12 protein-coding genes, 1 pseudogene and 1 riboswitch are annotated in these 13,970 nt (G+C 73.5%); of the genes and pseudogenes, 7 read left to right on the plus strand and 6 right to left on the minus strand.

Annotated features, from left to right (window positions below; translation table 11 throughout):
• Nucleotides 1-4 precede the first annotated feature (4 nt).
• On the minus strand, nt 5-1,165 hold the full coding sequence (locus tag Aau02nite_RS17385) for a branched-chain amino acid ABC transporter substrate-binding protein (RefSeq protein ID WP_212989458.1): 1,161 nt from the start codon (nt 1,163-1,165) through the stop codon (nt 5-7).
• Nucleotides 1,166-1,302: 137 nt separating this feature from the next.
• Here Aau02nite_RS17385 and Aau02nite_RS17390 point away from each other — a divergent pair, with 137 nt between their 5' ends.
• Nucleotides 1,303-3,252 (plus strand): putative bifunctional diguanylate cyclase/phosphodiesterase, encoded by a 1,950-nt coding sequence (locus Aau02nite_RS17390; RefSeq protein ID WP_212989459.1) that lies wholly within the window; start codon nt 1,303-1,305, stop codon nt 3,250-3,252.
• Nucleotides 3,253-3,302: 50 nt separating this feature from the next.
• Complete coding sequence (locus Aau02nite_RS17395; RefSeq protein ID WP_212989460.1) at nt 3,303-4,106, plus strand: MBL fold metallo-hydrolase; 804 nt, start codon at nt 3,303-3,305, stop codon at nt 4,104-4,106.
• Between the two features lie 33 nt (nt 4,107-4,139).
• On the opposite strand, the gene Aau02nite_RS17400 is transcribed toward Aau02nite_RS17395, so the two are convergent.
• From Aau02nite_RS17400 to Aau02nite_RS17410, 3 genes are all read right to left on the minus strand, one after another.
• On the minus strand, nt 4,140-6,266 hold the full coding sequence (locus Aau02nite_RS17400; RefSeq protein WP_212989461.1) for a catalase: 2,127 nt from the start codon (nt 6,264-6,266) through the stop codon (nt 4,140-4,142).
• An 88-nt stretch (nt 6,267-6,354) separates the two neighbouring features.
• Entirely contained in the window at nt 6,355-7,152 is a 798-nt protein-coding gene (locus tag Aau02nite_RS17405; protein ID WP_212989462.1) for an alpha/beta fold hydrolase, read from the minus strand.
• Nucleotides 7,153-7,242: 90 nt separating this feature from the next.
• The gene (locus Aau02nite_RS17410) at nt 7,243-8,493 is read right to left on the minus strand and encodes an aminotransferase class V-fold PLP-dependent enzyme (protein ID WP_212989463.1); all 1,251 of its coding nucleotides are present in this window, start codon (nt 8,491-8,493) and stop codon (nt 7,243-7,245) included.
• 35 nt (nt 8,494-8,528) lie between these two features.
• Nucleotides 8,529-8,645, minus strand: a riboswitch (SAM riboswitch).
• Between the two features lie 95 nt (nt 8,646-8,740).
• Here Aau02nite_RS17410 and Aau02nite_RS47395 point away from each other — a divergent pair.
• Both Aau02nite_RS47395 and Aau02nite_RS17425 read left to right on the plus strand, forming a co-directional pair.
• Nucleotides 8,741-9,082 (plus strand): annotated as a pseudogene (locus Aau02nite_RS47395) (ATP-binding cassette domain-containing protein); the annotation flags it as partial.
• A 530-nt stretch (nt 9,083-9,612) separates the two neighbouring features.
• Nucleotides 9,613-10,593 (plus strand): DMT family transporter, encoded by a 981-nt coding sequence (locus tag Aau02nite_RS17425; RefSeq protein WP_212989464.1) that lies wholly within the window; start codon nt 9,613-9,615, stop codon nt 10,591-10,593.
• Between the two features lie 8 nt (nt 10,594-10,601).
• Here Aau02nite_RS17425 and Aau02nite_RS17430 read toward each other — a convergent pair whose 3' ends face one another.
• Together Aau02nite_RS17430 and Aau02nite_RS17435 are read right to left on the minus strand one after the other, a co-directional pair.
• Nucleotides 10,602-11,057: a GNAT family N-acetyltransferase gene (locus Aau02nite_RS17430; protein ID WP_212989465.1), complete on the minus strand. Its 456-nt coding sequence runs from the start codon at nt 11,055-11,057 to the stop codon at nt 10,602-10,604.
• Nucleotides 11,058-11,110: 53 nt separating this feature from the next.
• Nucleotides 11,111-11,512 (minus strand): winged helix-turn-helix transcriptional regulator, encoded by a 402-nt coding sequence (locus tag Aau02nite_RS17435; RefSeq protein ID WP_212989466.1) that lies wholly within the window; start codon nt 11,510-11,512, stop codon nt 11,111-11,113.
• A gap of 169 nt (nt 11,513-11,681) precedes the next feature.
• Between Aau02nite_RS17435 and Aau02nite_RS17440 the strand changes: the two genes are divergently transcribed.
• The 3 genes from Aau02nite_RS17440 to Aau02nite_RS17450 are packed head-to-tail and all read left to right on the plus strand — an operon-like array spanning nt 11,682 to nt 13,970.
• On the plus strand, nt 11,682-12,527 hold the full coding sequence (locus Aau02nite_RS17440) for a zinc-binding dehydrogenase (RefSeq protein ID WP_212989467.1): 846 nt from the start codon (nt 11,682-11,684) through the stop codon (nt 12,525-12,527).
• Nucleotides 12,528-12,582: 55 nt separating this feature from the next.
• Entirely contained in the window at nt 12,583-13,209 is a 627-nt protein-coding gene (locus Aau02nite_RS17445) for a redoxin domain-containing protein (RefSeq protein ID WP_212989468.1), read from the plus strand.
• 59 nt (nt 13,210-13,268) lie between these two features.
• Nucleotides 13,269-13,970 (plus strand): DUF998 domain-containing protein, encoded by a 702-nt coding sequence (locus tag Aau02nite_RS17450; RefSeq protein WP_212989469.1) that lies wholly within the window; start codon nt 13,269-13,271, stop codon nt 13,968-13,970.

A 13,970-nucleotide genomic window follows, 5' to 3' on the forward strand; every position in this document is an offset into this window, starting at 1 on the left:
GCGGTCAGCCGGCGGTCCGCTCCAGGCCGAACTTGCCGTTCTCGGCCCGCAGCAGCAGGAACTTCGGCGTCGTCCGGGTGCCGTCGGGGTTGAAGCTCAGCGGACCGCTCATCGCCGGCAGGTCGGTGGCCGCGATCGCCTTGCGGACCGCCTCGCGGTCGGTGCTGCCCGCGCGCTTCACGGCGTCGAGCGCGACTTTCACCGCGTCGTACGCCTCGACCGTCGACGGCCCCGGCGGCGAGCCGAATGCCGCCTGGTAACGCTTCGACCAGCCGGCCAGCTCGGGCAGGAGCTCCGGGAAGATCAGGGCTGTGCCGTACACGCCGCGGGACTGCTCGGGGGTGAGCCCGGCCAGCAGCGGGCCGTCGGTCGCGCCGTCGCCCACGACGATCTTGCCGGTGAAGCCGCTGTCGCGCAGGTCCTTGATGAGCTGGCTCGCCTCGGCGTAGTAGCCCGTGTAGTAGACGATGTCGGCCCGGCCGGCCCGCACCGAGCCGGCGATCCGCGCGTAGCTCGGCGCGCCCTGGCTCAGCTCGAACTCGCCGGTCACCGTCAGGGCGCCGGTGCGCGCGGCCGCGGCCGCGGTCGACTCGGCCAGGGTGACCGGGAAGCTGGTGCCGTCGTGCACGACCGCGAGGCGGCGCCCGCCGAGCCGCTTCATCCAGCCGACCGCGAAGTCCGCCTCGGCGGTGACCGTGCCGCAGATCAGGAAGACGCTGTCGTACTTCGGCGCGAGCAGGTCGGTCGAGTTGGACTGGGCCACGACCATCGGCACGCCCGCGGCCCGGAAGATCTTCAGCGTCGGCACGGTGGCGCTGCTGCAGTAGCCGCCGACCGAGGCGACGATGTCCCGGCCGACCAGCGTACGGGCGGCGGTCACCGCGGTGCCGGGATCACAGGCGTCGTCCCCGACGACCAGCTCGACCTGCCGGCCCAGCACCCCACCGGCCGCGTTGGCCTCACTGACGGCCAGCCGCGCCCCGTTGACCATGGCTTCGCCGGACGGGCTGCTGCGCCCGGTCAGCGGGACCAGCGTGCCCAGGCGGATGGTGCCCGACGACGGCGCGGGGTCACCCGCGGGCCCGTCCGCGCTCCCGCCGCAACCGCCCAGGGCGGTCAGGGCGACCGCCACGGCAATGCTGGACAGCAGTTTCCGGCTGCGCATGGAACCACACCCCGTCCTTCGGCTCATGGGTCTCATCGGTCTCCAGCCCGGTCACCTGAGCCCATTCGCCTTCACCGCCGCCCGCCGCTGCCGAATAGAGCGCCGTGATCAGCCGCATCCGGGGACGCAGTGTCGCGATGACTGCTGCCCTGGCGGGCGTGCTGCTCGCGCTGGCCGGGTACGTCATCCAGGGCACGGTGCACACCACCCGGGCCACCGAGCAGCAGAGTCACGCGCTGGTCGTCGACTCGCTGTTCTCCGAGGCGCGGATCGCGATCGCCATGCAGGAGGTGAACCTTCGGCACTACCAGGTGGAGCCTTCGGTGGCCGTCGAGCAGCGCTTCGCCCAGGTCGCGCTGACCGCCAACGACACGCTGGCGCAGATCGCCGCCGGCGACACCGGCCAGGCCCGGGCCGACGCGTTGCGGCTGCGCGAGGAGCAGCGCGCCTATCAAGCTCTCGCCGAGCGGCTGATCGCTCTGATCGCCGACAGCGACCCGGCCCACGTCCAGCTGGACCGCCTCGAGGTGACGCCGGCCTTCTACACGCTCCAGGACGACATCGACGAGGTGTCGCGGGCGTACCACGACGCCGCCCAGTCGCAGGTGTCGGCGCTGCGCCGGACCCAGGTGCGGCTGCTGATCGGCACCTCGGTCGGTTTCGCCGTGGGGCTGACCCTGGTCGGCATGATCCTGCGGCTGGTGCTGAGCTACCAGCGGCGGCTGGTGGACCAGGCCGCCGCGAGCCGGTACCTGGCCCTGCACGATCCGCTCACCGGCCTGCCCAACCGCACCCTGTTCGGCCAGCGGTTGCAGGCGGCCCTGGCCGGGCTCACCGCGGCCGGGGGTCATCAGATCGCCCTCATGGTGATCGACCTCAACGGTTTCAAGGCCGTCAACGACACCCTCGGCCACCAGGCCGGTGACCAGGTGCTGCTCGAGTCCGGGCGGCGGCTGGCCGAGAGCGTCGGCACCGACGGTGTGGTGGCCCGCCTGGGCGGGGACGAGTTCGCTGTGCTGCTTCCCCACGTCACCGGCGTCGAGGCGGCCACCGAACTCGCCGGACGGCTGGTCGCCGCGCTGCGCCGCGACTTCGTGCTGGCCGAGGGCCCGGCGGCGATCAGCGGCAGCCTCGGCATCGCGCTGGGCCCGCTGCACGGCGCCGGCGACGAGCTGTTCCGGCACGCCGACGCGGCGATGTACCGGGCCAAGGGCAACGGCGGCGGCGTCGCCGTCTACGACGCCGCCGAGGACGCCGAGACCCCCGACCGGATGCAGCTCTTCGCCGACCTGCGGGCCCTGCTCGACAGCGGCGACCCGGACGGTCAGCTGCGGCTCTACTACCAGCCCCAGGTACGCCTCAGCGACGGTGTCGTGACCTCGGCCGAGGCCCTGGTCCGCTGGCAGCACCCCGAGCGCGGGCTGCTGCTGCCGGCCACGTTCCTGCCCGTCGCGGAGAGCCGGGGCCTGGAGATCCGGCTGACCGACCACCTCCTGGGGCTCGCGGTCGGCCAGGCCGCCCGGTGGCGGCTGGCCGGGCACGCGTTCCAGGTGGCGGTGAACGTGTCACCCGGTTGCCTGGTCGACCCCGGATTCGTCGCCCGGGTGCTGAGCACCGTGGCCGACGCCGGGCTGCCGCCGCGCCTGCTGTGCCTGGAACTGACCGAGACCAGCATCATGGCCGACCCGGACCGGGCGGTCCGCGCCCTGCACGAGGTCCGCGAGCACGGCATCACCGTCTCGGTCGACGACTTCGGCACCGGCTTCAGCTCGCTGGCCCAGCTGCGCCGGGTGCCGGCCGACGAGCTGAAGATCGACCGTACGTTCATGCGCGACCTGACGCCGGGCACCCCGGACGCGGTCATGGTGCGCAGCGCGATCGACCTCGGGCACAACCTCGGCCTGTCCATGGTGGCCGAGGGGGTGGAGGACGTGGCGGCGCTGCTGCGGCTGCGCGAGCTGTCCTGCGAGTACGCCCAGGGCTACGCGCTGAGCCACCCGGTGCCCGCCGACCGGCTCCCGCAGGCCTGCCGCGACGCCGAGGAGGTCGTGCGCCACGCCGTCGGTACCGCCGCGCCGATCGTCTGAAACCGGTGTGGACCGCCGTCGTGCGGGTATGCGCCGCGCGGAGGTGCCACATGGATTCCGACGGCCTGCGCGCGAGCATGACGTTCATCGGCAACGCGACGACCGTGTTGCGGCTCGGGGACTTCACCCTGCTGACCGACCCCAATTTCGTGTCCGCGGGCAGCCGGGTGCACCTGGGCTACGGCATGTGGACCCGGCGGCTGCTGGACCCGGCCTGCTCGGTCGCCGAGCTGCCGCCGCTCGACGCGGTGCTGCTGTCGCACTTCCACGGCGACCACTGGGACCGGGTGGCCACGGCCGAGGTGGGGAAGACGACACCGATCGTCACCACCCGGGAGGCCCAGCGCAAGCTGCGGCGCCGCAAGTTCGAAGAGGTCCTGGGCCTGCCCACGTGGGAGAGCCACGAGCTCTCGCGGGGACGGCAGCGGCTGCGGGTGACCTCCGTGCCGGGCCGGCACGGTCCCGGCCTGATGGACCGGCTGCTGCCGGACGTCATGGGCTCGGTGGTGGAGCTGGAGGAGGACAGCCGGTGCCGGCTGCGGCTCTACATCACCGGCGACACGCTGTACCGGCCGTTCCTGGAAGAAGTGCCCCGCCGGTGCGGGGAGATCGATGCCATGATCATCCACCTCGGCGGCACGAAGATCCTGGGCATGCTGCTCACCATGGACGACAAACAGGGCGTGGCGACGACCGAGGTGATCCGGCCGCGGCTCACCATCCCGATCCACAACGACGACTACGTGGTGCAGAAGCTGCCGCTGAGCGCGTTCCTGGGCCGGGCCCGCGAGCACGGCCTGACCGGGATCCAGCCGATCACTCGCGGGGACAGCCTGGAGCTGCCGCTGCGCTGAGCCCCGGGCCCGGCGCAGCGGCAGCCCCGCCGGCTACGCGGTCGGTGCCGCTGCGGCCATGACCTGCGGCGTGCGGGCCCAGACCCGGTGCAGACCGAGAGCGGTGACGAGCTGCTTGCGGTACGCGGCCGTCATGCCGTCGGCGAGCAGGATGCCCGGCGCCTCGACGTCGATCCCCGCGGTGCGCAGCGCCTGGACGCCGTCACCCCACGCGCCGATGGCCTTGGCGTGGCGGAACGCTTCCTGCAGCAGCACGGTCAGCTTCACGTCGGCGAGGTCACCGGCGCCGCCCGCGATGAGCACCGCGTCGTACTCGATCGACCGCGTGGTCAGCAGCGTGCGCTCGATGATCTCCTTGCGCAGGCCCTTGACCAGCTCGCCGCCGTGCGGCGCGATGACCCGCAGCAGGGCGCCCTGAGCCGTCAGCGCGTCGCGCAGCTTGCCGATCCCGGCCAGGTCCGCCTTCGGTCCGGCGACCACGCCGACGACGCGGCCGGCGATCGGTCCGGGCACCCCGGTGATCTGCGACAGCGCGGCGGAGACGGCTACCTCCGGGACGGGCGTGCCGGCCGGCGCGGGCAGGCCCAGACCGGCGGCGACCCGGGCGGCCAGGCCGGCGTCCACGTTCGCCAGCACGCCCAGCATGCGCTCGCGGATCGCCTGCTCGTAGCACTTGCCGAGCTCGAAGGTGAAGGCCTCGGTGAGGTGGATCCGCTCGACCTCGCTCAGGCTGGCGTAGAACATCGCCGGCTGGCTGAAGTGGTCGTCGAACGAGACCGGGTTGGCCCGTACCTTCGCACCCTCGACCAGCCGCGGCACGTGCACGAAGCCGCCCTCCGGCGCGCTCGCCGGGGCCGGGCCCTCGGCCCCGGCCAGGCTGTTGGGCAGGTACGGCGCGATGCCGCGGTGCACGGCGGTCTGGTGCATCCCGTCGCGCAGGTTGTCGTTGACCGGCGCGTGCGGCCGGTTGATCGGCAGCTGCGGGAAGTTCGGCCCGCCGAGCCGGGTGAGCTGGGTGTCCAGGTACGAGAACAGCCGCGCCTGCATCAGCGGGTCGTTGGTGACCTCGATGCCGGGCACGAGGTGGCCGGTGTGGAACGCGACCTGCTCCACCTCGGCGTGGTAGTTGTCCGGGTTGCGGTTGAGGGTCAGCAGGCCGATCGGCTGCACCGGCGCCAGTTCCTCCGGGACGATCTTGGTGGGGTCGAGCAGGTCGATCCCCTCGAAGGTCTCCTCGGCGCTGTCCGGCATCACCTGGATGCCGAGCTCGTACTCCAGGAAGGCGCCGGCGTCGATCGCGTCGGCCAGGTCGCGGCGATGGAAGTCCGGGTCGACCCCGGCGGCGATCTGCGCCTCCTCCCAGACCAGCGAGTGCACCCCGGCGACCGGCTTCCAGTGGAACTTCACCAGGTGCGTACCGCCGTCGGCATCGACCAGCCGGAACGTGTGCACCCCGAAGCCCTCCATGGTGCGGTACGAGCGCGGGATGCCACGGTCGGACATGTTCCAGAAGACGTGATGGGTGGCCTCGGTGTGCAGCGAGACGAAGTCCCAGAACGTGTCGTGGGCCGACTGCGCCTGCGGGATCTCCCGGTCCGGGTGCGGCTTGCCGGCGTGGATGATGTCCGGGAACTTGATGCCGTCCTGGATGAAGAACACCGGGATGTTGTTGCCGACCAGGTCGACGTTGCCCTGGTCGGTGTAGAACTTCACCGCGAAGCCGCGGGTGTCGCGCACCGTGTCGGCGGACCCGCGGGAGCCCAGCACGGTCGAGAAGCGTACGAAGACCGGCGTCTCCTTGCCTTCCTCGGCCAGGAAGCGCGCCTTGGTGACCGACGCCGCGCTGCCGTACGCCCGGAAGACGCCGTGCGCGGCGGCACCGCGCGCGTGCACGACCCGCTCGGGGATCCGCTCGTGGTCGAAGTGGGTGATCTTCTCCCGCAGGTGGAAGTCCTCGAGCAGCGACGGCCCGCGGGGTCCCGCCTTCAGTGAATGGTCGGTGTCGCTGAGCCGCAGACCCTGCGCCGTCGTGAGGTACTCCCCGGTCTGCAACCCCTGCTCCGGTGCCAGAGCACCGGTCAGCGGGGTGGTAGCCGCCGGTTCCATGGCGGCCGGGCTCGGCACGGTGGGCTCTGACCTGCGGGGGCGCTTCACTGCCATCTACTGTCCTCGTCTCGAACACGGGCACCGGAGATTCGGGGCTGTATCCCCGGTGCCCGGTATGAAACGCCCGAAACGTTCAGTTGATCTATTTCCCCACGGTGTACTGGGCCACGAAGGCCATCGCCTGCCGGGCCACGACGGTCCCGGCGGTCGTGATCGCGTTGTGCCCGGCGGCCGGGACGACATCGGTCGCGGCGAGCGGCGTGAGCCGGGCGGCCTGCCGGAGCCAGCGCGTCGGCGCGATGGGATCGTGCTCGCCCCGCAGGAACAGCACCGGAGCCTGGACCAGCGGCAGCCGGTGGTCGATGCGATGGCGCACGGACAGCCGCAGCGTGGCCAGGATCCGGCGGGGCCGCGCGTCACGCACGTCGGCGGCGATGATCCGGGCCTGCCGCTCGTCCTCCCAGGCCAGGTCGGCCAGCCAGCGCCGCGCCTGGCCGGTGGCGGTGGGGGCGGCCGGGTCCACCGTCGGGCCGACCAGCACCAGCGCGGAGACCAGATCGGGTCGCCGCACGGCCAGCTCGACGGCGACCTGACAGCCGAAGGAGTTGGCGAGCACCCGCGCGCCGGTGATGCCCTCGGTGTCCATCCAGGCGGCGACGACCGCGGTGTGCTGCTCCACGTCGAAGACCTGCCGCGGTTTGCTGGAGAGCCCGAAACCCGGCAGGTCCGGCACGTGCACCGGCCCGCCGGCCAGCGCGGCGGCGGTCGGCATCAGGTAGCGGTGCGAGACGGCCAGCCCGTGCAGCAGCACCCACGGCCGGCCGGCGGCGGCCCGGGAGCGCACGTGCAGCCGCAGGCCGGCCACCGCGGTCCAGTGGCTCACGAATCCCTGGGCGGTCCTCGGCGCTGCCCGGGTCAGCTGCCGCTGGCCGGGACTCATCCGTGCGATGCGTCGTATCACCTGCCGCACATACCCCCGGGCATCCCCGCGAACCTCGGATACCCCGATCGGCGGAGGCGCCGTGGGAGCTCAGGCCGGGCCGGAGGTCAGCTCGGTCAGGGCGACGACCAGCCGGTCCACGTCGCTGTCGCTGGTCCCGAGCCCGAAACTCGCCCGCAGCAGCCCCGGCGTCGCGCTGCCGCAGCCACCCGTGCCCGTGTCCCCGGTCAGCCGCCGGGTCAGCGGATGGGCGCAGAACAGCCCGGCCCGCACGCCGAGGCCGTACTCGCGGGCCAGCCGGTCGGCGATCACCGCGGGATCGTGGCCGGGCAGGGCCAGCGACACGATGCCGACCCGGGGCTGCCGCTCGCCGAACACGCTCACCGGCCGTACGCCCGGCACCCCGGCCAGGCCGTCCCGCAGCCGGCCCAGCAGCTCCTGCTCGCGCTCGTGCAGCGCGGCGCGGTCGGTGCGCAGCAGCGCCGCGCAGACCGCGGCCAGCGACACCGCGCCCAGCAGGTTCGGCGTGCCGGCTTCGTGCCGCGAAGGTCCGTGGGCCCAGGTCACGTCCCCGGCGGTGGCCCCGACCGCGGTGCTGGCCCCGCCACCGCTGAGGTACGGCGGGGCGGCGTCCAGCCAGTCGGCCCGCCCGGCCAGGACCCCGGAGCCGAAGGGGGCGTAGAGCTTGTGCCCGGACAGCGCGAGGTAGTCCGCGCCCAGGGTGGCGAGGTCGACGGGGGAGTGCGGGGCCAGCTGCGCGGCGTCCACGACGATGCGCGCGCCGTACCGGTGGGCCACGTCGGCCAGCCGTCGCACCGGCCAGATCTCGCCGGTCACGTTGCTCGCGCCGGTGACCGCGACCAGGGCCGGTCCGCGCAGCTCCCGCAGGGCCTGCTCGACGGCCGCGACGGCCTCGTCCGGGCTCGACGGCGTGGGCAGTCGCAGCGGGCGGTGCCAGGGCAGCAGGTTCGCGTGGTGCTCACCGTCGAAGACGATCGTGGTCACCCCGGCCGGCAGGGCGCGGGCGAGCAGGTTGAGCGCGTCGGTGGTGTTGCGGGTGAAGACCACCGTGTCGCCGGCCCGGGCGCCGACGAACTCACCGACGAGGTCGCGGGCGCGCTCGTACTCCAGTGTGGAGGTCTGCGAGCGGATGCCGGTGCCGCGGTGCACGCTGCCGTACCAGGGGAGCAGGCCCTGCACGGCGTCGGCGGCCGCGCGGACGCAGGGGGCGGTCGCGGCGTAGTCGAGGTGGGCGAACGGGACCGTCGTGCCGCCGGGCAGGTCGACGGTCAGCTCGGCCCCGACGACGTCGAGGTCGGTGCGCTGCAGGACGAGGGACATGGTGCTGCCTCCGGGAGGTCGGGGACCCCGCCCGGGGCCCGCGCTTGCCCGCGTCGGTGTCGACGCCGGCCCGGTCCTCACCCGGAGCACCCCATCGCGAACACAAGGGTTGCCGGCCAGCAAGCCGGGGCTTCGCGCTGGCACTCATGACCTGCCGGCACGGTATCAGAGCCACCGGGGTCAGGTCCGCCAGGCGGTGACGGTCGTTGCAAAGGAGCTCAGCGTCGCCCGGGGCCAGATCTTCGGCGTGCCGGGACACAGCGGCGCGGGCAAGAGCACCCTGCTGCGCTGCGTCAACCTGCTGGAACGCCCGGACGCCGGGACCGTGGTGGTGGACGGCGTCGAGCTGACCGGGCCCAAGCGGCAGCCGCTGCGCGCCGCCCGCCGCCGCGTCGGCATGGTGCACCAGCACTTCGCGCTGCTGGCCTCGCGCACGGCGGCCGGCAACGTCGCCTTCCCGCTGGAGGTCACCGGGGTGCCCCGGACCGAGCGGGCGCGCCGGGTGGCGGAGCTGCTCGACCTGGTCGGGCTCAGCGAGCGGGCGAACGCGTACCCGGCGCAGCTGTCCGGCGGGCAGAAGCAGCGGGTCGGCATCGCCCGGGCGCTCGCGGCCGGGCCGCAGGTGCTGCTCTCCGACGAGGCCACCTCGGCGCTGGACCCGGAGACCACCCGCTCCATCCTGGACCTGCTGCGCGAGCTGAACGAGCGGCTCGGTCTCACCATCCTGCTGATCACCCACGAGACGGACGTGGTCAAGCGGATCTGTCACGGCGCGGCGGTGATGCGCGACGGCCGGTTCACCGAGTCCGGCCCGGTCGCCGACCTGCTGCGCCGGCCCGGTTCCGAGCCGGCGCACGGGCTCTTCCCGCTGCCCCCGGCCGAGCCCCGGCCGGGCGCTCAACCTGCTGGCCAGGAACGGGCTCATCACGCTCAAGCCCGGGGCCGGCGTCAAGGCGACCGAGAAGGACATCGCCACCAACCCCGAGAGGCGACCCGCGGGTGGCCAAGCTGGAGAAGCTGCTGCACTCGCCCGTGGTCAGCAAGTTCATCACCGACAAGTACCAGGGTTCGGTGCCGGCGGCCTTCTGAGTGTCGTACCCATGCGGCAGAGTGTCAGGGGTGCGTAGCCTTACCGGTCCTGACACTGCCCACCCGCGCGGCTGGCTGCCGAGCTATCTGGCTCTCGCCGCGATCTGGGGCACCAGCTTCCTGTTCATCAAGGTCGGCGTCCGTGAGCTGCATCCGCTGTGGCTGACCTTCGCCCGGGTCATCGCGGGCGCGGCGGTCCTGCTCGTCGTGCTCGCGGTGACCCGTGACCGGCTGCCGCGCGACGCGCGGCTGTGGGGTCATCTGGCCGTCGTGGCCGCGCTGGGCGTCTCGCTGCCCTTCACCCTCTTCGGGTACGGCGAACAGCGCGTCTCCTCGGTGCTCGCGGGCATCTGGAACGCGGCCACCCCGCTGGTCGCCCTGCCGCTGGCGGTGCTGGTGTTCCGCACCGAGGCGCTGACCCCGCGCCGGGTGGCCGGCATCGCGACCGGCTTCCTCGGTGTGCTGGTGGTGCTGGGCGTCTGGCGGGACCTCGGCGGCTCGCAGCTCACCGGACAGCTCATGTGCTTCGGCGCGGCGATGTGCTATGCCGTCGCGATCCCGTACCAGAAGAAGTTCATCGCCGGCCGGGCCGGCTCCGGGGTGTCGATCGCCGCCGGCCAGCTGCTGATGGCCCTGGCCCAGCTCGCCGTGCTGGCGCCGCTGTTCGCCGGCGCCCCGCCGGTCCCGTCGGCGCTGTCGCTGCAGGTGGTGCTGTGCGTGCTGGCGCTCGGCGCGCTCGGCACCGGGCTGGCCTTCGTGCTCAACATGCGGGTGATCCGGGTGGCCGGGGCCAGCACGTCGGCGTCGGTGACCTACCTGATGCCGGTGGTGGCGACGGTGGTCGGCGTGCTGATCCTCGGCGAGCACCTGATCTGGAACCAGCCGCTGGGCGCGCTCATCGTGCTGACGGGCGTGGCCATCTCCCAGGGTCTGCTGTCGCGCCGCCGCGTTGCCCGCCCGCCGGACGACCCGGTGGCGGTGCGGCCCGGCCCGGCGGCGGCTGCCCCCTGACCGGGGTCTCAGGCGTGGCCGAGAATGGCGGCGCGGGTGGGGCGCCGGTCGATCTCCATGAAGCGGCCGGGGCCCTCCAGGACGGTGAAGCCGGAACGCCGGTACACGTCGTGGGCGTCCCTGGTGGCGAGCAGGAAACGGGCCACGCCCCGGCCGGAGAGGTCCTCGACGATGCTGTCGACCAGCCACCGGCCCAGCCCCCGGCCGCGGTGCTCGGCGGCGATGAAGACATCGCAGATCCACGCGAAGGTCGCCCCGTCGGTGACCGCCCGGGCGAAGCCCACCTGCTCGGTGCCGTACAGGACCGCGTACGGCAGCGAGCCCTCGATCGAGCGCGCCACCACCTCGTAGTCCCGCCCGGCGGCCCAGTAGGACTCGTCGCACAGCCATCGATGCACCCGGGCGACGTCGATGCCCGTGGCCTCCGTGGTCAGCACATAGCCGTCCCGCTGACGATCCCCCATGAGACTCCTCCTCGCGTAGCCCGCCCCAGGATGCCAGAGGCGTGCGGCGCGGCTCAGCCGACCTCGGCGTCGTAGGCGGCGCGGGCCCGGCGTACCTCGTCGATGTGGGTCTCGGCCCAGCTCTTGACCGCCCGCTGCAACGGCACCAGCTCGTGGCCGAGGGCGGTCAGCGCGTACGACACCTGCACCGGGACCGCCGCGGTGACCGTCCGGGCCACCAGGCCGTCGCGTTCCAGCTTGCGCAGCGTCTGGGTGAGCATCTTCTGGCTCGCGCCGGCGACCTCGCGGGACAGCTCGCCGTACCGCAGCGGCCCGTCCGCCAGCGCGGCCACCACCAGGGTCAGCCACTTGTCGCTCAGCGCGGCCAGCAGCTCGTGGCCGGGGCACTCGGCGAGGTTGGCGTTGTAGCTGCGGCGCGCCTCGTCCCGGCGCTGCGCGGCGGACTTCGTGGCCATCGCGGCGGGCTCCTCCCGGTACGGTACGCACTCCCGGGTGCGTCCTTACCGCCCGACGATATCGCCCCTAGCGTCGCCACCATGAGAGCCGTGACCGTGCGCCGCTTCGGCGGCCCCGAAGTGCTGGAAGTAGCCGACCTGCCGGAGCCGCACCCCGGCCCGGGCCGGGGTGCGGCTCCGGGTCGCCGCGGCGGCCGTCAACCGCATCGACCTGTCGACCCGCACCGGTGCGATGACTCGGGCGGGCCTGCTGCCGCCGGCCGGCCGGATCGGGCTGGGCTGGGACGTCGCCGGGGTGATCGACGAGACCGGCCCGGGGGTACGCCGCCGCGCGCCGGGTGACACCGTCGTGGGCCTGCGCGACGTCCTGTCGGCCGGCGGCGCGCAGGCCGAGTGGGTCGTGCTGGACGAGTCCGCGACCGCTCCGGCGCCCCGCTCGGTGACGTTGCCGGAGGCGGCCACCCTGCCGCTGATCGGCCTCACCGCCGACCGCGCGCTGTCGCTGACCGGCCTGCGGGCAGGCCAGACGTTGCTGGTGACCGGCGCGGCCGGTGGGGTCGGCGGCCTGCTGCTGCAACTCGCCGCCCTGCGCGGGATCCGCACGGTCGCGGTGGCGGACGAAACGGACGAGAAGGCGGTACGGGACCGCGGCGCCGACGAGTTCGTGGTGCGTACCGACCGGCTCGGCGCGGCGGTCCGCGACGTCGTGCCCGGGGGAGTGGACGCCGTCGTCGACGCCGCCGTGGTGGGTATCACAGCGCACGAGGCGCTGCGCGGTGCGGGCGTTTTCGTGACTCTGGTCGCACCGTTCGCCCCGCCGCCGTTGCGCGCCACCCGGGTCGTGGTCCAGGAGGTGGACGCCGACGGCGGCCGGCTGACCGAGCTCGCGGCGCTGGTCGACGCGGGTCTGCTGACGCTGACGGTGGCGGAGGAGTACCCGCTGGCCGGCGTGGCCCGGGCGCACGACCGGCTGGCGGCCGGTGGCCTGCGGGGACGGTTGGTGCTGGTGCCCTGACAAGCGTTCATCCGGGCTTCACAATGCCTACCTATTGGATGGATACGGTGGCGCCATGACGAGATCCGTGTACCTGAGCGCCGGCGAGCCGGAAGCCGCTCGCCGCCGAGCCGAGGAGGCGGCGGTCCGGCGCCAGTTCGAGAAGGACGCCGTCTGGAGCCGGATGATCGCCCCGGGTGGGCGGGTGCCGGACCTGCCGCTGATCGAGGTCGACCTGGGCCCGATCCACCTGCGCCGGCTGCTCGGCACCGGACCGCTCGTCCTGGTCTTCATCCGGTACGCGGGCTCGGCGGCCTGTGAGGACACGCTGGTGGCGTACCAGCGCACCCTGGCCCCGGCCTGCTCCGACCTGGGCGCCCACCTGGTGGCGGTGAGCCCGCAGCGGGCCGAGCTGCTCGCCCCGGTCAAGCACCGCAACGACCTGAGCTACCTGGTGGCCGCCGACCCCCGGCACGCCCTGATCGACGCGTTCGGCATCGGGTATCAGGCGCCGGAGGCCACCGAGCTGCTCGGCACACGCCGGTCGGTCCTGCCGTACCCGAGCGTGGTGGTCGCCGACCGGACGGGGACCGTACGCTACGCCGACGTCCACCCGTTCACGGCGGCCCGCACCCCGGCCGCGCCGATCCTCGCGACGCTGCGCCAGCAGATCGGCTCCATCCCGGTGGCCCCGCGCGGCTGACCACCGCCGCTGTGCGCACCTGAGAACGGGACTCAGCTGAGCGTGGCACCATGGCGCGGATGAGCGCTCCCCGGTGGCTGGCGATCGTCGGTGCGGGCACGGTCGGCGCGGCCGTGCTGGTCATCGGCCTGCTGCACGTCGTTCCCCCGTCGTCCGCGATCAGCCCGTACCGGCGCACCATCAGCGAGTACGCGCTGACCGAGGTCGGCGTGCTGTTCAACGTGGGGGTGCTGATGCTGGCCGCCGGCTCGGTGGCCACGATGCTGGCGGTCGTCGGGGCCGGCCTGGTGCCCAGGCGATCGGCCGGCGTGGCCGCCCTGCTGACGTGGAGTGTCGCGCTGGCCGTCGTCGTCTACTTCCCGAAGCACAACTGGGCGGTGGGCCCGAGCTTCGAAGGAACGGTGCACCGGTACGCCGGCGTGGTGGCGTTCCTGAGCCTGCCGATCGGCGCGCTGCTGATCGGACGGGCGTCGTGGTCCCATCCGCGGTGGCGCGGGTACGCCCGCTGGATCTGGGGTCTGGGCCTGTGGTCGTCGCTGTGCTTCACGCCGATCGTGGCCGCGATCGTCGCCCAGCGCTGGACCGGGGTCCCGTGGTGGCAGGCGATCCCGCTGGGGGCTGTCGAGCGGGCGCTCACGCTGAGCGAGGTCGGCATCGTGCTGGCCCTCGCGTGGTGGGCCGCCCGCGCGGCCGCTGAGGATCCACCGGTCGTCGCTCAGGGCGGCGCTGCCCCGGCCGGCGAGGCTCCCGGCATGCGCTGA

This window comes from Actinoplanes auranticolor (genome assembly GCF_018332655.1).
Classification (GTDB): domain Bacteria; phylum Actinomycetota; class Actinomycetes; order Mycobacteriales; family Micromonosporaceae; genus Actinoplanes; species Actinoplanes auranticolor.

Excerpts from the sequence above, each read along its gene's own strand:
- Aau02nite_RS17385 (WP_212989458.1), bottom strand. The coding sequence starts at position 1,165 with ATGCGCAGCCGGAAACTGCTGTCCAGCATTGCCGTGGCGGTCGCCCTG.
- Aau02nite_RS17390 (WP_212989459.1), top strand. The coding sequence starts at position 1,303 with ATGACTGCTGCCCTGGCGGGCGTGCTGCTCGCGCTGGCCGGGTACGTC.
- Aau02nite_RS17395 (WP_212989460.1), top strand. The coding sequence starts at position 3,303 with ATGGATTCCGACGGCCTGCGCGCGAGCATGACGTTCATCGGCAACGCG.
- Aau02nite_RS17400 (WP_212989461.1), bottom strand. The coding sequence starts at position 6,266 with ATGGCAGTGAAGCGCCCCCGCAGGTCAGAGCCCACCGTGCCGAGCCCG.
- Aau02nite_RS17405 (WP_212989462.1), bottom strand. The coding sequence starts at position 7,152 with ATGAGTCCCGGCCAGCGGCAGCTGACCCGGGCAGCGCCGAGGACCGCC.
- Aau02nite_RS17410 (WP_212989463.1), bottom strand. The coding sequence starts at position 8,493 with ATGTCCCTCGTCCTGCAGCGCACCGACCTCGACGTCGTCGGGGCCGAG.
- Aau02nite_RS17430 (WP_212989465.1), bottom strand. The coding sequence starts at position 11,057 with ATGGGGGATCGTCAGCGGGACGGCTATGTGCTGACCACGGAGGCCACG.
- Aau02nite_RS17435 (WP_212989466.1), bottom strand. The coding sequence starts at position 11,512 with ATGGCCACGAAGTCCGCCGCGCAGCGCCGGGACGAGGCGCGCCGCAGC.
- Aau02nite_RS17445 (WP_212989468.1), top strand. The coding sequence starts at position 12,583 with ATGACGAGATCCGTGTACCTGAGCGCCGGCGAGCCGGAAGCCGCTCGC.
- Aau02nite_RS17450 (WP_212989469.1), top strand. The coding sequence starts at position 13,269 with ATGAGCGCTCCCCGGTGGCTGGCGATCGTCGGTGCGGGCACGGTCGGC.